Origin of the sequence: Bradyrhizobium sp. AZCC 1678, from assembly GCF_036924765.1 — a bacterium.
Classification (GTDB): domain Bacteria; phylum Pseudomonadota; class Alphaproteobacteria; order Rhizobiales; family Xanthobacteraceae; genus Bradyrhizobium; species Bradyrhizobium algeriense.
Genome location: NZ_JAZHSE010000001.1, coordinates 7,106,140 through 7,127,449, shown reverse-complemented (window position 1 = coordinate 7,127,449; position 21,310 = coordinate 7,106,140). Strand labels below are relative to the sequence as shown.

General features: G+C 59.8%; 7 protein-coding genes. 6 read left to right on the top strand and 1 reads right to left on the bottom strand.

Annotated elements, in window-relative coordinates:
• Positions 1 to 192: 192 nt before the first annotated feature.
• The 6 genes from V1294_RS33990 (at position 193) to V1294_RS33965 (ending at position 20,000) form a co-directional block, all read left to right on the top strand.
• Positions 193 to 1,548 carry a hypothetical protein gene (locus V1294_RS33990; protein WP_334503434.1) on the top strand — a complete coding sequence of 452 codons (1,356 nt, stop codon included), beginning with the start codon at positions 193 to 195 and terminating at the stop codon, positions 1,546 to 1,548.
• Position 1,549: 1 nt separating this feature from the next.
• Entirely contained in the window at positions 1,550 to 2,578 is a 1,029-nt protein-coding gene (locus tag V1294_RS33985; protein ID WP_334503433.1) for a caspase family protein, read from the top strand.
• 1,883 nt (positions 2,579 to 4,461) lie between these two features.
• The gene (gene groL, locus V1294_RS33980) at positions 4,462 to 6,102 is read left to right on the top strand and encodes a chaperonin GroEL (protein WP_334504935.1); all 1,641 of its coding nucleotides are present in this window, start codon (positions 4,462 to 4,464) and stop codon (positions 6,100 to 6,102) included.
• A 1,591-nt stretch (positions 6,103 to 7,693) separates the two neighbouring features.
• Positions 7,694 to 13,189: a hypothetical protein gene (locus V1294_RS33975; protein ID WP_334503430.1), complete on the top strand. Its 5,496-nt coding sequence runs from the start codon at positions 7,694 to 7,696 to the stop codon at positions 13,187 to 13,189.
• Between the two features lie 12 nt (positions 13,190 to 13,201).
• A complete protein-coding gene (locus V1294_RS33970; RefSeq protein WP_334503429.1) occupies positions 13,202 to 18,925 on the top strand; it encodes a hypothetical protein in 5,724 nt (1,907 codons plus the stop codon).
• A 187-nt stretch (positions 18,926 to 19,112) separates the two neighbouring features.
• A complete protein-coding gene (locus V1294_RS33965) occupies positions 19,113 to 20,000 on the top strand; it encodes a hypothetical protein (RefSeq protein ID WP_334503428.1) in 888 nt (295 codons plus the stop codon).
• 375 nt (positions 20,001 to 20,375) lie between these two features.
• Here the strand turns inward: V1294_RS33965 and V1294_RS33960 are convergent, their stop codons facing one another.
• Entirely contained in the window at positions 20,376 to 21,071 is a 696-nt protein-coding gene (locus tag V1294_RS33960; RefSeq protein ID WP_334503426.1) for a phosphoribosylanthranilate isomerase, read from the bottom strand.
• Between the last annotated feature and the right edge of the window lie 239 nt (positions 21,072 to 21,310).

Genomic DNA, 21,310 nt, shown 5'->3' with positions numbered 1-21,310 from the left:
GCGTCTCGCTAATCTTCGCAACATTGCTTTACGAGAGATACTCCCGCGGTCTCGAACGCGATATCCACCAACAAACCTTGAAGTCTAGGTCCACTCGAATTGGAGAATACTCACGTGTCCGAACCAGGATGCCAGATAGTTCTGAATGACGGCAAATTGACGGGCTCCAGTCGGGACGACTTGCAGACTGCCATGGAGGCAGTTCGCAATACCGGCGGAAGTCCGACCATTGTGGTTCACTTTCATGGAGGACTTGTCGGGCAGTCGGAAGCTAAACGCGCAGCGGCGCAGCTCGCGCCGGAATATGCGGCTACTGGTGTCGTCCCGATCTTCGTCATCTGGCAAACGGGTCTTCTCGAAACACTGCAGAACAATTGGAAGGACATTTTTAGCAAGGAGTTCTTCGAAGGCGTTCTGGAGAGGGTGCTACAATTTCTGGTGGGAAGGGCCGAACAGCCGGAGGGCGCCAAGGCGGGCAAACTTCAGCTTCGGCACCCGAACGAGATCCGAAGTGAGGTGGCCAAGCTCGAGATTGGAGAGGAGCCATACCATCGCCTCGTCCCGGAAGAGTCCAAGATGGCTCCGGACTTGACGCCAGCGGAAGACCTACAGTTCAAGAACGCGATCCAGAGTGACGGACGGCTCTCGACGTCCGCTCATGCGGTCCTGCAACAGGCTGACGTGAATCAGTTCGAGCCGGAACTTCAGGAGGCGATCCGGGAAGGTCGGAAAGAAGTCGCCACCGGGGAGAAGGGTATCGTCACGGCGTTCGTGCTCGGTGTCGCCGTAAAGGCTCTGATGGGCGCGTTGCGCCGGTTCAATAGGGGCCGAGACCATGGATTGTACCCTACGGCCGTAGAGGAGGTCGCCAAGGCAATCTTCGCGGCGGACGTATTCGGACGATTCGCCTGGAATTCCATGAAGAAGGATGCAAAGGACGCCTTCAGCGAGGGTGACGATCGCTACGGGGGATCGGCGCTTCTATCCGAGCTCGATCTGCTCTGGGGACATGGGCTGCGCCCTCGCGTCGTACTTGTCGGACACAGCGCGGGATCCATATTCGCCTGCGAAATGCTGATAGCAGCGGCAAAGCGGAAGCTGCCAGTAGATCTCAAGTTCGACGTCATTCTGCTCGCACCTGCTTGTACCTTCGCTCTCTTCGACGACATGCTGACATTGGCGCCCGACCGCATTGCGGAGTTCCGATGCTTTGCGATGTCGGACGAGCTCGAACAGAAGGATCATTTGCTTGGAAAGGTATACCCGCGGTCGCTGCTATACTTGGTTTCCGGAGCTCTGGAAGACGCAGCCGACGAACCGCTCTTGGGCATGCAACGCTTTCATTCTCGTCGATCTCCTTTCCTCGATGATAAGTTCCCTCGCATCAAACGGGTGCTCGATGCGATCGGCTCTCGCCAGAATGCTTGGATCTGGTCGGTCTCGACGATCGGGGCGGGATTGGATTGTTCCTCCGTATCTCATGGCGGCTTCGATTTCGAGGAAACGACGCTGAAAAGCGTGAAGCATATTCTTCGGCACGGAGCATAGAATGAGGGGGGACTGGGCGATCATCGTTGGCGTCAAGGACTATCTGGATCCAAGTCTCAACACGCTCGAAGGTCCGATCAGCGATGCCCAGAGCTTTTTCAATTGGTTGGTCCGACCGGAGGGAGGCGATATTTGCGATCCTGCCCGCATCAAGCTCGTGAAATCGTTGGGACGTCCGACGACGCCGTCTAAAGCAAAGCCTACCGGAGACGACATCTACGCGGCGGGCGAAGACATCATAAGTTCGCTGGACGGCCAGGATGAAAGGGGCAGGCGTCTGTACATCTACATGTCCGGCCATGGATGTACTCCGATCAATGCCGAGCAAGCCGAAAGCGTGGCGCTGTTGATGGCGAACGCTCGGACGACCGGCACCTTATTCAACTTCCCGGCCACTGCCTGCGCGAAGTTCATGCGTCGCGGAGGCTATTTCGATGAGGTCATCCTGATAATGGATTGCTGTCGCTCTCAGGCGCAGAACGCCTTGTCGTTTCCGTACTACGCGATACTCGGCGATACGACGCAAGGAGGCACGTTGGTCGAGGCCTATGCCACGAGTTGGGACAGCCAAGCTCACGAATTTTCCTATCCTCCGAGCAACAGCAAGCGCGGCGCGTTCACGCGGGCGATCATCACTTGTCTCGAGGCCGGGAAGATCACCGGCCACCAATTGAAGGAATCGGTCGAACATCTCGTGGAGAAGGATCTACTTTCCAAAGGCTTCCCGAAGGAGGCGGTGGGCAAGCGTCAGCCGGTCGTTCGTGGGGATCCTGATCTGACTAGAATCTGGTTCTCGGAAGGGGCGCCTCTAGCGCGAACCCAGATAAGAATAAGCCGCCAGGCGGGAATGCCTGCCCCGAAGATCTATCGGCTGGCCGAATTTCCGGCTCCTCTTGTGCAAAAGCAGGCCGGCGACGACCCCGATCCCTGGTGTTGGTTGCTGGAGCCCGGCGACTACGGCCTCAAAATCGGCGATACGTCTAGGACTTTCAGAGTTCATGTCGGCTCTCCTGAGGAGTTGCTGCCATGAGCGGATCCGCGCAACTACAGATTCGCGCCGGCAATCCAGCGGTGCATATCGAAGTAATCGATGGCTATCTCAACCTTGCTGCCCGCGCTTACGGTCAGCTCGAGGCTACGCTTCCGGCGGGTAGCTATACGGTAAGGTATCGAGCGGCCGATGCAAAGGACGAGAGAAGGGTTCAGCTTCGACCGGGTTCCACGGTCGTATTGAGCGAGCCGCCGTCCTTGTCATTCGCGTCGCCGGCGCCACTCGAGTCGACTTGGACCTCTCACGAGTACCATCAACAGCACGCCTACGAGCTCAGCCTGAAACCCCCGGTGCCGCTCGGGTCGGGTTCGGAACTACTCCTCTTGATCCGCGATGTGGCTGTAATCGATCCCCGGGAGCGAGATGACAGTCGCCGAGTTAGCGATCTCGCGGAGGGCGTGAGCTTATTGCGGCTAGACGGTTCATCAGTTTTCCCGCTGAATGAGTTAATGCGAAGGCGGCAGGGGCGAAGGAGAGGTGAAGCCGCTTCCGAAGGATGTCTGATCGCACTCGATCCGGGCTTCTATAGGCTGCGTGTCGAGATTGCGCGATCGGAGGCCATCGAAACGATCCTGCACGCGCCTTGGGGACGTCAGGCGCGGGTGTTTCTGCTTAGAAGGTTCCAAAGGGCGGAAGAAGAAAGCGGATTGCTCCTATTGCCCGATCTGGAAGACGCTGCGCAAATGACCGCGCCAAGAGGCAGCAGCTTCTTGCCCTATCGTGCAGTCAACCAACCACTTCGAGCCGATGAGGCCGGACAGGACCTTGGCGTTGCCGAGTTGGCACGGCACGCGCTTGCGGAGGGGCGAGGAGGGATCGACAAATCCGATTTGAAGCGCCTCCTTTATGGAAAATGGAATGATCCGATACTTGGTCTCTTCGGCGCCCATCTGCTGCTTCGAGAGCAGAAGCCGGATCTCGAGTTGGCAAACGTGGTCATCAAAAACCTCCGGCGCCTGTTCGAGACGGAACATCCTGATGTAGAAGCGCTCGCCATTGAAGTCGCCCACCGATCGGGACGGAAGTATCGGCATTCTCCAATAACGACGCCGCCTATGCTGCGAGCAAGTTGGCACATGTTGGTGCGCGCGAGTGCACGTGATCCCGATCTCCTGCCTGCAGACTCCTTGTGTGGACGGATCGGGACGCGCCTATGGGGCGCCGGCGCTTGGTTGATCTGGCGCGTACCCAGCGACGATGGGCCCGAGACGCTACGCAAGCGCATCGCGCCCGAGTTGGGTGAGCAGCTTAGGCAATCTCTGAACTTGCCGGACGGTAAAGGGCCGGTACCTGGAGAAACGGGATCAACTGCACGGAGGATCGAAGCACTCCGGCTCGTCGTATCGGGTCTCGGCCTCGGGACGGACGAATTTCGTGCAGCTCTGTCTGCACTCGGGTTTGCCGCCGCAGGCAAGATTGCCGACCGGTTAAGCCCTCGATGGTCGAATCTTCTTGAGAGGCTGACAGTTCCGTTCCGCGGCGGGCTGGATCGAAACCAGCTCCAGATCATCCTACGAGGGTTCCTACCTGCCCTCCGGACACTCCTTGATCGAATTGGCCTCGAAGCGCTTTCGGCCAAGCTGAATGCAGAGCAGATCGAAACCGTCCTTCTGGTCTACCTAGACCATGTGAGTCGTAGGCCATCAAATCGAGATGAGCTGCAGGATTTCGATCCCCTCCGGCTCTCCGCAATGGTCGGTAGCATCGGAATTCCGGCGAGTCAGATCGAAGCCGGGCTTTCGATCTTGCTGCTGAAGTTATTGGCGCTTGCGAGCGACGCAGTCGTAGCCCACATGAACAGCGAAGCCGTAGAGCGTTCATCCAAGGTACCACGACTGGCGGCGCCGTCCCCCGTCTTCAATGTGCGGAACGTCGTCTTCGCCTCGGATGCTCGCGAGTCGATCTTGCGTGGCGTCGACATCCTCGCCAACGCAGTGAAGGTCACGCTCGGTCCGAAGGGGCGTAACGTTGTGCTCGAAAGGAGCTTTGGAGCGCCGCGGCTAACCAAGGATGGGGTGACTGTCGCAAAGGAGATAGAACTCGAGGACAGATTCCAGGATATGGGTGCTCGATTGGTGCGCGAGGCATCCACAAGGACCGGAAAACTCGCGGGGGACGGCACCACCACCGCGATCGTGATCGCTCAAGCGATCGTAAGAGAGGGAGTGCGGGCAGTTGCAGCCGGCTTGAATCCGATGGATCTGAAGCGCGGCATCGACCTCGCGGTCGACGCCGTCGTCGCGGACTTAAAGAAGAACTCAAAGAAGGTCACCTCGAACGAGGAGATCGCCCAGGTCGGCACCATCGCGGCCAACGGCGATGCCGAGATCGGAAAGTTCCTCGCCGACGCCATGAAAAAGGTCGGCAATGACGGCGTCATCACCGTCGAAGAAGCCAAGTCGCTCGAGACCGAGCTCGACGTCGTCGAGGGCATGCAGTTCGACCGTGGCTACATCTCGCCCTACTTCGTCACCAACGCCGACAAGATGCGCGTTGAAATGGACGACGCCTACATCCTGATCAACGAGAAGAAGCTGTCCTCGCTGAACGAGCTGCTGCCGCTGCTGGAAGCAGTGGTGCAGACCGGCAAGCCGCTGGTCATCGTCGCCGAAGACGTCGAAGGCGAAGCCCTTGCCACCCTCGTCGTCAATCGTCTGCGCGGCGGCCTGAAGGTTTCGGCGGTCAAGGCGCCGGGCTTCGGCGAGCGCCGCAAGGCCATGCTGCAGGACATCGCGGTCCTGACCGGCGGCCAGGCGATCTCGGAAGATCTCGGCATCAAGCTCGAGAACATCACGCTGCAGATGCTCGGCCGCGCCAAGAAGGTGATGAGCGACAAGGAAAACACCACGATCGTCAACGGCGCCGGCAAGAAGGCCGACATCGAGGCCCGCGTGCAGCAGATCAAGGCGCAGATCGAGGAAACCACCTCGGATTACGACCGCGAGAAGCTGCAGGAGCGTCTGGCCAAGCTCGCGGGCGGCGTCGCCGTGATCCGCGTCGGCGGCGCGACCGAAGTCGAGGTGAAGGAACGCAAGGATCGCGTGGATGACGCGATGCATGCAACCCGCGCGGCGGTTGAGGAAGGCATCGTGCCGGGCGGCGGCGTCGCCCTGCTCCGCGCCTCCGAGCAGCTCAAGCGCATCCGCACCGCCAACGACGACCAGAAGACCGGCGTCGAGATCGTGCGCAAGGCGCTGTCCGCGCCGGCCCGCCAGATCGCGGTCAACGCTGGTGAAGACGGCTCCGTCATCGTCGGCAAGATCCTCGAGAAGGACCAGTACAATTACGGCTTCGACTCGCAGACCGGCGAGTACGGCAACCTGGTCACCAAGGGCATCATCGATCCGACCATGGTCGTCCGCACCGCGATCCAGAACGCGGCTTCCGTCGCCGGTCTCTTGCTCACGACCGAGGCGGTGGTCACTCGGCCGGCACGAAGTAAGGTTGTAGGTCGAGAGGCCGCAGCTCGCCCGACGCCGCCCGAAACCCATACCGCCGACTAGGCTTGGATAGTCGGTGGTCGCCACGCAAAGACGACCACTCCGTAGTAACCGCGTCGTGCCGCTCCTTGCGGCGGACAGTCGCATTGCTCCGCAACATCTTTGACGTGTTATTTCTATTCGGTGTATTTTTCGCTTGAACAACCAAAATGAGTGCCCTAACCTCCGAACAATCGGGCTTGGGAATTCTTCCTTCGATACTGTAACGGCATTCGGCGCAGGCCGATAACGCATGGACAATTTGCGGCTGTAGCGGCAGCGGTAAATCCGACCTTTTCCGTTGCTCGGCGCGGTCCGGATGTCATGCCTGTTGAGCGGATGCCGCCGATATTTTTACGGCACATAAGCTATTGCAAATCAAAAGTTGAGACCTTCGGGCCGAATAGGACAAGCAACTCAGCCAAGAAATAAGTGCAGTGCACAAGCGCAGCTTGGTGCTGACCATAGATCATGAACTCGGGAGGGCACATTGGCGATAAAGAAGCTCGCAGCGCGCCTTTACAACGTTCAACTAGACGGCAGCCGGAAGCTTGTGCTGGAGGTAGGTCTCGATTCCGCAGGGAAGCTCGCTTACTCGGGAAACCTGCAGAAGCAGAGTTTTGACTATATTCAACTGTTCGACGGTAGCGAAAGCGATCTGAGGTTCAGTGCGCGAGCCCTTGACGGATTGTTCGACTATTTTAACGGTTTTCCCGAGAGTCTTATTTTCAGCTTGGCGCGCCCGTTTCCTTTGGTGCGGTATGACCAAATTCCAGTAGCGGTCCCGGGCAAGCCGGAATTCCTCGGCGGGTTCGATATCCGCACGCTGGTGAAGGAAATGTTCGCAGCGGATGGCTCGCTAAACGTAGGGTTGACAGTTTCGACCACCAATTATGAGGGCACCTTTCCCCCCAACGTGGACGCAGGGCTTGAAGATCGGGTTTCGCTGGCGCAGTTATCGAATCCTAGCAACCCCACCGATTTCGATCTTCGTATCTTCGGCACAAATGCAAAGCCGGTCATCGAGCATCTGAACTTCCCGATCCTTGCAAATAGTTTGAAGGAGCTAACCGGGGTTCTGTTTAAGGACCATGCGAACCTGGATACGAGCGCCGACTTTCCGGATCCGCGTGCAATTGGCCTCCGGTTCGAAGGCACGCGGCGCCGAGACGGCGGCAGCGCCAAGCATGATCATTGCGTCGTGCGGGCAAACGTTGCCGTCGGTGCAAAGGATTCAAAGAAAGAGGGTACGGCAACACTCGTTCTCGATCCTGATTTTCCAGCTCTCGATACCCAGATTGGCGTTTCGAAGGACATCGATTTTGACCTGATACAAGATTCGATATGGCAGACGGACACGACGACGCTCAGCGGTAGGGCCGACAAATCATTGTTTTCCTATCTGCGAGTTCGGCCGCTCCCGCCTTCTGTGTTCGCTTCGGTCTGGAATGAGTGCGTTGCAAGGCCATATCTTGCGGCGCTTCGGACCGTCGACGATGCGCGTGATCTTTCATTTGTTCCGTTGCTGGAGAATGTAATCCCTTTCAAGAAGGCGATTGACGCCGATTTTGAGGCATTGTTTGACGTCGTCCAGCAGGTTTCGAGCCACAGTTCGATGCCGCCAGTACTTGTGGTGCTGCGGCCGCTTACAAAGGTCGTTCAGCTTGCCGCCGACGCCATATTTCCGGGCCTGATCACGCATGACGGCAAGGTCGTTCGCCGCCGTCTGAAAATAACGATCGAGCGGCAGCATTTCGAGGAAACCTTCGAGTGGTTCGACGTTCCGCCGCCCGATGCGAACAAGCGGCCGGAAATCACCATTGTCATGGAAACGGATGAGAGTCTCGCTCAGGGGCTTGCAGGCGGCAAGGTCAGGATCGGGGCCTTAGATCTGGACGTTCCGGAGAAGTTCGATCCACGGGTGTTGGGGGGCCCAGACGACGACCAGGGACGAATCAAGATTCGATACAACGTCACCTTCGATTCGGCGGATCCGGCACGCGCGAGCAGTTCGAGCGCGGAACGCGATCCGAAGGGCAAGTCGGGGCGAGCGCGGCTACCGCGGCACGGCGAAGCGATTCCACGCATCGCGGCGCGTATCGACCGGTTCGATCTCTATGGCGTGTTGCCGGGTTCGCAGGATGCGGTGCCGGATGCGGGCCAGGCGTTCGATGCGATCGTTGAGGAGCTGGCGCGGGCTACGTCCGAAGGCACGGCTAATCCGAGTTACAAGGCTATCTGGCGGGAAAAGCGGATCGAAGGCGATCTCCGCCGCGAGCCGCCGATCGTGATCGTGGACCCTGTTCCAAGGACCAAGATCCTTCCCGTGCAGCCCCCGAAGGATACTCCGTTTTTCCTGCATGGTGAAGAGGTCACCAGGAACAGCAAGAATCGCCGCCTTAGCCTGACCCTTCACAGGCGAGCTTCCACCAACGTAGCAAGTCCCGCTTACCGCACCATCGTGATCGATCCCGAGCCGATGACCGTTGCGCTGGTGGACGTTCCCGCATTCGAGCTGGAGAGTCCCGACGTCGCCGAGAATGACGGCGAGGTCGCCAACTGGCAGACTTCCGAATTGGAAGGATCGCGCTGGGAGATCGCCAGGATCAGCGACGGCTTCGATCTGTTTTTCCCGCCGCAGGCGGTCGGAGAGGCGGCAGAAAAAGGAGAGCCGTGGCCCGCGGTGTCGCCGGACAATGTCAGCGCCAAAACCCTGGACTACCGGTTGGGCACCACGGCGCGGCTCCGTCTGAACTCTTCCTATTTCAAGCAGCGGTATGCGGAAGCGCCGTGGAATTTGCGGCGCGTCCTTGGCTTTGCTGGCCAGCGTGCGCCGGGTGCGGGAATCAACACGGCGCGGTTTGAATTCCTGTACGGACTGGCCTCGCGTTTCACGGGGCCCTCTCTGCGTCTCGCGGAAGTCGGCTCCCGCATCGGCGGCGTACGCGATCCGTTGCCGGCGCGGCCGCGCGGGATTACGCGGTCGCTGCTCGACGATACCGAAACGATAGAGAACATTGCGGCCTCGAAGCAGCCGCTGGTGGAAGCGGAACTGTACGACCGCTTCCGTGGCGTGTCCGCGTCCTTCACCAAGGTGTGGGGAACGCGGGTCGCACTGTTCGAATCGTACCGCGAAGGCAGCGACGATCCGCTGGCTCTTGAAGAGACGGTCGCTTTTACCTTGCGGGTAAAGGCGAAAGCCGACGATCCCGCGGCCGACCTCGATCAGGAACCGTGGAATTACAAAAGCGCGTCTCCGGGCCTCAAGGGCGGAGCGACCTGGGGCTTCGAATCGAAGAATATCTACGACGAGCTGATCGACAAGGACTCGTCCTTGCCACCCGTCAGCACGCGCGGCCAGATCATCGATCCGGCGTTCTCCGCGCTCGGCGGTTCGGGCTTCGTGCGCGCCTTTTTTGCCAACGGCAAGACGAGGATCGTATCCGATACCGACTTCGGCCGCACCCACACTTATGCGGTCGAACGTATCGGACGCATCGGCGTGTTCTGGAACGTGGCGAAACACGTCATCGTCTACCAGAGAACCGTTCTTCCTCCAGATCAGTTCAACAAGGAGCAGGCCGGCCAGCATTTCGGACGGCCCGTCCTGCGCAAAGTGCAGGAATACGTTGACATCCTGGAATCCGAGCGGGCGTATCCGGAAAACGGCGCTGCGCTCAAGACCCGCGGTTTTGTCGAAGCGTGCCTGTTCCGGACGCGGCGGATCGCGGTGAACAGCCGCTGGGGGCGCGACGTCCCGGACGGCCGGATCGTGCCGTTGTGGAAGGAGGGAGAGGATCCGGACATCTATCCCAAGCCGGACGTTCGCCTGCAGCTCACCGGCGCCCAAACCGATGCCGCCGCCACTATTCCGGGCCGTTTCAAGAAGCCGCACCAGCTCGTCTTTTTCACGTCGACGCGCAAGCAGGACGGGGACAACCCGAATCTGTGGCCGCCGCGGCCCGATATCGATTACATCAACGTCCCTCATCCAGCTCCGGTAGGCGAGCCCGATCTGGATCCAAATACGCCGGACGGAAAAGCGCCTGACGATATCATGCGCGATCCGCTGCTTGGAAGCTGCACATTTGACATCGACTCCGAGAATGCCGCAGCAAATCTCGTAACCGCGCGAACTAGCGCAGACCCGATCGGGGTGGTGTTCGAAACCGTCACCATGGTGCGGTCGGGACCGACCGGAACCAGCGGTGGGGCGCCCGGACAGGCGTTGGCGCTTCGCCAGGAGCTCGATCGCATCCTTGGCGACGCCCGTCGTCTGGAAGACGTTCTCAACGAAGCCTTGTCGGTCGGCCGCACAGCCTTAGGAAATCTACTGGGCGCGGCCGGGAAGAGCGAAGATGAAATCAAAGACGCGATCAATTCGGAAATCGATCGTCTCGGCGAGGTGAAGAACCTGATCCATCGCAAAGCCGCGGCGCTACGCAAGACGATCGCGGCGGCCGCCGACCGGGCGAAGGGTAACCTTGAGGGCGCCAAGTCCGGCTGGACCGATGCCAGGGACCAGGTCCAGGCGCGCCTCAAGGCGGAGATTGAGAAAGCCCTGCTGTCCCGGCTGGACACGCTGTCCAGCGAAATCGACAAGGTCGTCGGGCGGCTAGATGAATTCCTCGACGGAGTCGATGCCGACAAGGCGGAAGTGCTGGCCCGCCGGATCGAGGAAGCGCTCGCGCCGGTCCGCCTAACCATCTTCAGCGCGATCAGCATGATCGGGGAAGGACTGGCGCGGCTTGATCAGAGCGTCAAAGCTCTGCGGCAAGAAATCGACGCGTCTCATGGCGCGTTGGTGCGCGACGCCATCGAGTTCAAGGGAAGAATAGCAGAGGCGGACTGGCGGCGCCTGCTAACACTCTATGAGGAATACAATTCCAAGGCGCTTGCCGCACTTGACGCGGCGGACCGGCTGGCGCGCCGCGATCTTCCGAAAGCGATCAAGGATGCCAAGCTGTTTCCCCACCAGAAGAAGCTCGAGGAGTTTCTCAGGAATACACGCGACGCATTGAATGCAGCTCATGACAGCGTCGTCGCGGAAATCACTCGCCAAGGTGAAACGCTGGTCAACGCGCGCGATGCAGTTGTTAAGGCGGTCGATGATGTCGTTGCGGTCATTGGCGCCGTATCGGATAAGATGCAGTGTCTGACCGACGAAGCCGCTAGGTTGGTTGCCGCCGCCGACACGGCGCTGGCCGAATTCGGGCTGGGCCTCGAAGCGACATATGACGGCGTGATCAAGAAGATTCACGTCATTTGCGGTGACGCCGCATCCGGCATCCCGGTGATCAAGCAAAAGGTGGCGGACGAGCTAAAGGCGCTGAGGCAGATTGCGATCGATCTGCGATCCAAAGTCGATAAAGTCGTCAACGACGTGTTGACGGCAGTCGGCGGTCTGCTGGACGAAATCGGCGTCGCCATCGATCAGCAGGAATTGAAACTAAAGGGCGCGCTCGATCAGGCGACGCAAGCCGCGAATACTACCGTCGGTGATCTGGAAAGCAAGCTGGTAGATGCCATCGACAGTGCGATCGCACAGATTCGGGGCCAGGCAGGCAATCTCGCCGCGGCGATTGAAAAGGCTTCCGAAGCGCTGAAAAAGGGCGCCACCGACATCGTCAATGGGCTCCGTGACAAGATCCCGCCCGGGCTTGCCGATGACATCCGCGTGCTGGAAGAAGGGTACAAGCGGCTTGCCAGCGCGCCCACCTTTCAGAATCCGAACGAGACCTTGGCGCTGATCCGTGCCGCCGGCTCGTCCCCGATTCTACCGAACCTCAAGTTCAATCGTGACCGCATCGCCTATTTCTTCGACGATGCGCGCGATGCGGTGAAGAGCTCTCCCGTCGTCGGCCTGATGAATCGCCTGGGCGACGACCTGAAAGCCCTGGGAATCCGAGTGCCGACCGGCGAATTCCTCGATCGCCTGATCCCGAAGGATCTGGACAAGATCGACTTCGGAAAGATCTTTCCCGATCTCGGCGGGCTCAAGCTCGACGGCCTGTTCAAGAACGTTCGTCTGCCGCCATCATTGAACGACAAGGTTAAGGTCACGCATGGGTTCGACAAGGCCAGCCTCACGGCGTGGGCCAAGGCCGAGGCAAAGGCTCCGTTCCCGAAACGGGCCGAGATATTCGCATTTGGCCCACTCAAACTCTCCGTGCTCGATTCAGGTTTCGATGCGCTGGCGGACATCGCGGTCGGCATCGACGGCAAGACCAGGCGTACGACAAAGGCTGAAGTCGTGGGTGATTGGGAACTCGCGTTCAGCGGACAGCCGCTCGTCACGTTGGAACAGACGCGGGTGTTCTTCGAGAACGGAAAAGGTCTGGACGTCGATATTGACCCCACCCGCGTCCGCTTCGACAAGGCGATCAAGTTCCTGTCTGACCTCATCAAATCATTCAGCGATCCGAATTCCGGCTTCTTCCTAGAAATGCTCGAAGACAACGGCGCACCGGCGGGTCTTGCGGCCCGCGTCGAACTGCCGTTGCCGCCGCTTTCCTTTGGCGCGTTCTCCATTACCGGGCTGCGGTTCTCTAGTTCGTTTGAACTTCTGATGATTAAGGGTAGCGGCGGCAAGCGCGCCGATTTCGCGCTCGGGACGACATTGGCGCTTGGCCTCAAGAAGGAGCCCTTCGTCCTGCGCGTCTGGATTCTCGTGGGAGGCGGATGGCTTGAGACACGCGCGAAGTACTTCCCATCCAGCGGCAAGCTGACGAGCGCCGTCTCGATCGGCCTTACCGCCGGGCTTGGTCTGGATTTCGCGTTCGGTCCCTGCCGCGGATACGTCTTCGTCATGGTCGGCGCCTATGTGGAGTTCGAGAGCGGCACCGGCAACAGCTTCTCGATCGCGGTTATCTTTCTCGTTCGCGGTGGGATCGTGATCCTCGGCCGATTCAATATCGGTCTCTATCTGCTGCTGGAACTGATCTACCAGCAGGACGGCTCGCTGATCGGGCGCGGTACTATCGAGGTTAGCTTCAAGATCTGCTGGTGCTGCGAGATCAAAGTCCGCCAAGGCGTAACCTACTATCTCAAAAAGGGTAGCAGCAGCAGCGTCAGCACAGCGTCTGCGCACTATCTAGATAACTTCGCCTGACAGGGGCCGCCAATGAAGATCGTATTGTTCTGCGACCTACTGCGCGCTCCCGACGAGAACAAGACCGTTGTCGGCGCGCGGTTCTCCGGAGCGGCCGTGCGAAAATCGCTGGGCGAAACCGACGCCGAGTTGGACGCCAAACTTGAGGATCTCTTCAAGGACGTTGCTGGAAGACCGCTGCTGAAACCTGGTGAATCGGGCCCGCTCACTTTCGACCAATACCTCGACGCGCTGGGTAAAGGCGCGGGGCCGCTGTTTCCGTGGATCGGCGGCGAGCTCCAATTTTCATTCCTGTGGGCCGCGGCGAAACCAGGCATGATTCCCGATCAAACAGATCCAGCCGGTGTCACGGCTGCGCCAATTCTCATTCCGACGATCAGCGACGCATCCAAACACGCAAACTTTGAGCTTACCGACTCGGTGTTTCAAGGCCTGCTTTACACGGCGCTCTCGGATCTTATTTCCAAGCCGCCTCGTAGCGACAAGTTCACGGTTCTCGAGCCGTTCAAGCTGGCGGGTTGGGACGACGCCAACGGCCCGCAGCAGATCGGCGAAATCGACCATGACAGCAATCTGCCCGCGAACTTCCGTTACGAAGCCTTCATGGCGGGCCTGGCGTCTCTCCCGGCGCCTGTTCCGCATGGGCGTCTCAATTTGGTCCGCTTCGCCGAACTGTCCAACGTGAAGCCAGCGCCGGACGAGCACATAGCTCTCGTAGTCGCTGCACCGCGATTCAAGCCGCGTGGCACCGGCGCATGGCTCGAACCGAAGTTCGATGACCATGCCGATCCGGTTGTCTGGAACCAGTACCGGCCGAACATTGCGACGATTCCATATCAATCCGATTTTGGCGGGCATCGAATCGAGGTCGTTTGCCGCGCCGTCAATCTTGACGAAGCCCTGACCAGCAGCTCTAGCTTTCTCCAGCGCGATACGCTCTGGGTCGCCCGGCGTCACGACGGCGCCGCCGGCGATCGCCGCGACGGCGTCGGCTTCGACGATTGGCTGGCGAGCCTACCGGAAATGCTGGCCGATACCTTCAACCTGCCGCAGTTGGTGCTGCAGGCGATGGAGGACGACGCCAAAGCGGCGGACTTTCTGCTCACCAAAGAGATCGCAAAGAACGATCGCAAGTTTGGTGCGCTGCTGATCTCGGACGCGGTATTGCTCGCGCTGCGGGATGTTGTGGGTCCTGGCTGCGTCGCTCACTCGACCGACCAGGTCGTGAAGGGCCCGAACGGCTCGCCCGCACATGCAGCCATTGTCGAACAGGTAAATTGGGCTGTTGACGAGTTCCGAACCGGAAGGCCGCTTGATGACACGCAGAAGAAAGCCCTGCTGGCGGCCGTCACAAAATATGACCGCGACTTCCGCAAAGGATTTGCCACGGGCGCTGGCGATGCCCTGCAATGGTTCGATGTCCTCGCCGGTGTTTTAGGCCCGCTTCTTGAGTTGCCGGTGACCGGTGATGCGTTCGTCAAGGCAATCGCCGAAGCAGTCGCTATCGACCCCACCGCGATCGGCCCGTTCGATCCCGCACCATTGCGCCGCGTGGTCGATGCGGCGGCATCGCCGGCCACTACGGCCGCGCTGCAGATTGCGATGTGGCGCAAGGCCGCCCCGGACCTTGAAGCTTGGTTCTCGGCCGCGAGCACGGCTTTTGATGCCCTCTTGAGTCGCGGGTTGAGGTTGGTGGAGATTTTGCGCAAAGCAAATATCGATCTTCCTTGGGGCGACGAGCAGGGGATTTGGAAAAAGGCGGCCAACAACAGCGACCGCGACATCGAGGTGCTGAAAGGGAAGGCCGGCCAGAAGGGAAACATCCGCGAAGCGATCGCGGCGTACTTGCTCGGGACGCTTTGCGAACCCCAGGGCATGCCCGCTGGCCTGGAGATAGTCTATCAGAATACACACGGCCGCATGGGAAAGTTGCCGGCTGGGGCGCGCGACATCATCAGTGACAGGGTAGATTCCGCGCTGAAGGTGCGGCTCGAAGAATGGTTCAGGGAGCCTCAACAGGATGGTGGAAGTGGGCCGCTGTTGAAGGGCGATCTCGCCGCCGATGCGCATCCGATTGCCCTGCAGATCGACCGTCTGGTCGTGGGCCCGGGAGATGCTCCGGATTTCAATGAAGACATCGCTGGGTTCGGTGTGCTGATGCGCCGGTCGCAGCCGCCTGACGATTGGCGGTGCCTGACTGCAATGTTCGCTGAAATTAATCCGGACAATGCCTACGGCGCCGCTGCAATCGAGGTGACGTTTGAAACCGCGCCGAGAACCGTCATGGGCGCTTTGCCGGTCGGCTATACGAGCAAGATGCCTCAGGCCATTGTCGTGTATGACAACCGGCCGATCGTCGGCGACAGTCTTGCCGATGCCCCGACCGAGGATCAGACCGGCGAAGATCCGCAACCGCGTATCTTGCGTATACTCCAACCCGTAGTCCAAACTACCCCTCCGGCGGAAACGTTGCTGCCTTTTCTCGCCTACGGAGCGACGTACGAGGTCGCGCCGTTTGGTATCTCAAATCACGGCGCGCTTCCCGAGCCTATTCGGCGTGACGACTATCCCGCGATCCTGGACCCGGCCAAGCTGCCGAACTTTGCAGGGCGCGCCTTCGTACGGCAGTTCGCGTATTTGCGTCGGACGGGCATTGGGTCACTGCACGTGGCGTCGCACTTTGAGCCAGTACAACAACAGGGCCGCGTATTCCATCCGATGGTTCTCCCAAAAGCGACAAAACCTCTGGCGGAAGAGATCTTGGTTCCCACGCGCGCGATTGAGCCTTGGGACAAGAGGTCGGGTTTGCCCGATCGCGCCCTTAAGATGAAGACAGCGTTGCTGCTCAGCGACGAAAAGGGCGATCCGCTCGTCAACAAGCCGGAAGGAATAAATTGCGGCGAGCTAAAGTTACAGGTCAGCGCACCGGTGACACCGCTGGAAGACTTCGACCGCTGGCTCGCACTCGAGGAAGCGATAACGAATGAACCGGACCGGACAAAGCTGCGCGAGTTTCGCAAGGGCGTACGCATTCATCACCACGCCCAAGTCGCGCTGCTGCATGACAAGGAGGCCGAACTCCAAGTGGCTGCTGGTGATATGGCGAAGGCAAAGGCCCTTCGCGACGAGATCAAGACAATCAAGGCTTCACTGGATCTCCAAGATCCCGCGGTTGGCGCATTCGCCATAGCGGCGACCCGTGTTCGCCGCGACGGTGCGCTGACGGATAGCGCGGTAGCGGATTTCAAGCCCGAATTCATCGAATGGTCGTGGAAGTGGGAACCGGACCTAGACCCGAAACAGCCGTTTGCGAAAAAGCGCAAGCCGATCGATTTGACATGCATACTCGACCGCAGCCGCGCGAAGCCGGTTTTCGACAAATCTGACAACAGTATTTGGGTCGCCACAGGCGATGTCGTCATTGTGCGTCTGTTCGCTGCCGTGGCCGACGAGCTCTTTACCGGCGGGGTTGCTCCTGCCGGAAAGCGCCGGTTCGACAGCGTCGTATTGGAGAAGGCGGCGCTTCAGGACAGTACGGGTGCGGTGTTGGTCACGGATTCTGACGGCACCAAGTATCGCCTGTTTGCCCTACACGCGTTCGCCGTGGAAGCGGCTTCGGTCAGCCTTCCCGCCGACGACGAACTGGCAGTCACGATCAGTAGCAGCATCGTGGGCGAGGCGCCGACGGCTTTCGACGAGCACACCGGCGATATTCGGCTGGATTTCAAGCGGGCGCCGTCGATCGCGATGGATGCGGTCGGCGAGATCACCGTCGGCTCGCAGGCGTGGCGGTGGACCGGCAGGCCGCTGATGCCATTTCCGTTCATGCAGGCGTCGGACTTGAACCGGTTCCCGCCGCAGGATCCGGACGACCCTGGCGTCGCCGAACCGCCGTCCCCCTCGCAGTACGCCCTGCTGTGGGACGTCGCGGGATTCGCCGAGCGCCTTGATGAGACGCTGGATGACGAGAGCGTTGCTGTCCCCGTCAACGAAAAGATCGAGATAACCAAGGGCGTGGCTGCGAGCAAGCCGCAGCCAACGCGCATTGCACTTCGCTCGCCCGCGCGCCTCGACACCGCGCGCTATATGCGTTTCGGGGTCGTCGCATCGAGCCGGTATGCGGCCGCCTACGCAGCGGCGCGCGTGGTCGTTACGACGCGAGCCGCGGAATGGAAGAGTGCGAGCGGCAAATGGACTACACCATGGTATCGCGTGTTGCGGCCGGCGAAGCAACCGAACGCCGTACCGAAGCCGGGCATCCGCGCCCTTATTCCGTTGACGCGCGCGCTGCGTGAGAGTGAGGCGATCTCGCCCGTCGCCGGCGTGCTGGCGGTCGCCGATGGCGCCTGGTTCGAGCATGCCGGCCTCGCGGACTGGATGCTCGCCGAAGTCGAAACCGCGTATCGCAAGAAGCTCATAACGAATTCGGGCGTTGTTGCGAGGGCCGCGGCTGAGATGGGTCCCGATCCGTTATTGCGAACCTATGGGTTGGGCAAAAAGCCGAAGACGACGCCGGATTCCGAAAATCTACGAACGGCAGTTCCGCTCGCGGTCGCCGGTCCGCTTGGCCACAGCTTCGACACCGGCACGGCAACCGGGCTCTACCTCAACAGCTCTTTCATCATTCGAGCGCCGGACCTTGTCGCGGACGATGTGACCGCGTGGTGGATGGGAAAGCTGGCATTCCGCCGTTTCGTGATCGCAGAAGGCACCACTGACTATTGGAGCAAATCCGGAAAAACGCCGGTTAAGTCGACAAACGACCTGCCGCAAGTCTCCGCGACGCTGCATTCGATTAGGGCGAGCGCGGATAATGCCCTTCTAAAATTGAGGGCAGTTGGAAATTTGCTATTCGGCAACACGCCGAAAACTGAGGTTGGCGTTGAGGCCAGTTGGTCGGAGAAGTCGTGGAGCATAAAAGTCGCGGCCGGCAGCATCACCGATCAATTCAGTATTGGCGAGTCCTCATTCGACTTGCGCATCCTCGCCGCACGCCGACTTTCGCGCATCGCTCCAGACAAGCCGGAACAATACGCGTGGTACGAAATCATGGTGCTGGTCAAGCCAAACGATCTTCCATGGCGAACGGCGTGGCAAACGCAATGGTTCAATGATCCAGACCTTTTTGCGGGACAAGACAGCTCGGCGGCCGAACTGGAAATCGACTTCGTCATCGATTCCCAGACGGGAACCGTAGTCGGAAGTCGGAAGGTCAGTACCGTACTTCAGGTCTCGGAGGCGACCGAAGGTCGCTGGGCTCAGTTCATGCCCAATGCGGAGGTGCTTGGCCGCACCAGCAAACTTCCGCTGACGTCGCTTGATCTATCCGTTGATCCGAACACGAACACACAATTGCGACTTGCGTCTGCGGGCAACGCGCTAGTCTGGCTCGCTACAAATGAGCTGATGGGCACCGGCGCACGGATCGCCGGAAAAGAAAATCAGGGCCTCCTCAATCTCCTGTTGCTGACAAAAAGCGTAGCCAGCGTTTCGGGGACGGACGAAGAGGCTTACGTCGGGCTCTATCACTCGCCGGCTGGCTACGAAACGGGACCAAAGGCCGTGCGGCTGGTTTCATTCGGCACCGCGTCGCCGCCAAATCTCGCGAACGAGAAGAGCTTGATCGGCCGCATTCTCACCGTTCGCGTTGGCAACCCGGACATTAAGGCCAGCCAAATCGACAAGTGGAAGCAGGATCCCCTGGCAGGCTTTCTTTCCGGCCGAGGCGGCCGCTGAAAAGCCGGATGCTTCACAGGTGTTCGGCGAGCATCGTCCGCCGGATGTGTCCGCACAAATTATCGAAATCTACGCGCCTATCTTCTTGAACGTCGACTCGAGCTGACGGATGTCTCGCGCTTCGACGCCTTAGCGCATCGTAAATTCATTCCAGCTCGTACTTCGCAATTGTATTCAAGGACCGAAAATGCTTTTGAACTTTCAACTTTTCCCCGTCGGCATTCCGTTGGCTAATCCGTACTCACAAGGTGGCGTAACCATTCTGGTCAGGGATTTTTTTGGTAACGTTTCTCCCATCCCAATACGGGATGACGGTGGTTTCGTGGGCGCCGGACTCGGATTTGAAGCCGTCATCACCTTCCAGCAGCCGGTTGAAGGGTTTCTGCTTCATGTTTCGATCTTCGCGTTCGCAGGTTTCGTTGAAGTATATGACCCGGCGGGCCGCCATCTAGGGACTATTCCGGTTGCCCAGACGGGCAATCTGGGCAAGGCGGGGTTTGTGGCCAACGAGATCGGCTCGTTGATCGTCAGATCCCCTTCGAATGAAGTGAATTGCCTCACTCTGGAGGTCTTCGGAACGCCATCACCCAAGGCGGCTGTCAGGAGTGACGCCGAACTCAGCAAGGAGAAATGCGCGGAAGTCGTGTTCGGTGAGAGCGGAACGCTCAGGGCACCCGGCGGCAACGAGTCGGCTCTTGCGGATGGTCGGAAATTCGTCGCTGCGGTCGCCTATGATCGCTATCTGGAGGACCCGTCGCGATTTGCGCCACCGCGGCATCCAACCGAACAGGAATTAACCGTTCCCCATATCAAGAAACATTGGGAACTCTGTGTGGCAGCCGCGCAAGCGGCGCAGGGAACGGATGTTGGGACATGCCGCCATTTCGTGATCTGGAGAATCGCAAGCAATGGGAATGGTCCGTCGGATACGCCGGACCGGATCAAAGACGACTGGCCATATGACGAAAAGAGCAAGATTACGGAAAAATATGGACCGTTCCGAAATCCCATTACGCCCATCGGGGACGATATCTACATCTTCAAGTATTGCGGGGTTGCCCTCGCGGGCTCTTGACCGCAGGCGATGCGCGTTGGCGCGAATCTTCTTCACGTATAGGCTGAACTTGCTGGCCGGTTTTGTCACCAAGTGCGAAACTCGCTTTTCGCGCGGCATTATTCGAAACCTGCGGATTGGCGAACGTCCAGAGCGCTTGCGGCGGTGAGTATTTGCTGCCAACGCACATTAAAATGGGTGACGGCCACCGCAAGTCCCGTTCGCCTTGGGGATCACCTGTAATCCGGAAGCACCGCGGTGAGCGCTAGGCCCAGAGTGCTCACCGCCTTTGTAAGGATTTTCTAAAACTCCCGGCCCCGTATGGGGTAAACAAAAGACAGGAGCAAAATTGTAAAACTAAGATTTGTAAGGGTAGCAGCGCGATAACGGACAAGCTCACCTACTGCGATCCAGCCCGAACCTATCAGGACGGCCCGCAGCGGCACGCGCGGCTTCGTAGAACCGCCTCACGCGTTCCAAATCCTTGGCGTGAGAGCCTTCCCTGTCGGTCTTCGTCTTCGAATCGACGCCGGCGGGCCGAACCATGCCTATCGCCTGCGCGACGTTCTCGGGACCGAGGCCTCCGGCGAGGATGACGGAGGTGCCGACCGCTTCGACGATGCGTCGGCTGATGCTCCAGTCGTGCGGCACGCCAAGCGCGCCGATCTGCTTGTCCGAGGGGCGGTGGCTGTCAAGCAGAAGATAGTCCGCAACGCCCTCATAGCTCCGAGCGATGCGGACGCTTTCCTCCCCGTAGACCGGCACGCTCCGCATGATCAGGCTGCCCGGCAGCACAGCTTTGATTGTGGCCACCTGATCCGGAGCGAGCAGCTCAGGCGCTGCGCCAAGGTGGACGATCGCGGGCTGAAGCGCGCGCGCCCATTCGATGATCAAGTCCGCTCGCGCTGTGAGAAACAGCGCCGAAAACCTCGCCGGCGCCGCCATCGCAGCCGCAATTTCCGCCGCCCGAGCGAGCGGCTGTTCGCGCGGAAACTCGCCGTCGCCGACCAGAACCCCTACGTGGTCGATACCGATCTCCGAAACGCCCCGCGCTTCCTCCGGGCTGGAAATCTCATAGATCTGGGTCAGCATGGAGCAAATCCCCAATTGTGCCGAACGCAACGTCGAATTTGGCCCACTGCGGCTGCGCCTGATCGAACGGCCGCTGCCGCGCGCCACGCAGCCCATCTCTGCCTTCCTCGGGGCCGGCGAGGCATGAAACCCCCAGTGCCGGTCTCCGGCAGAGCCGCTCTCCGGAGCCAACTCCCTCATCGCGGTCGCTCAACGAAGCGTTTTCCAGGAAACGGAGCCCCGGAGTGCCTGATGACGCT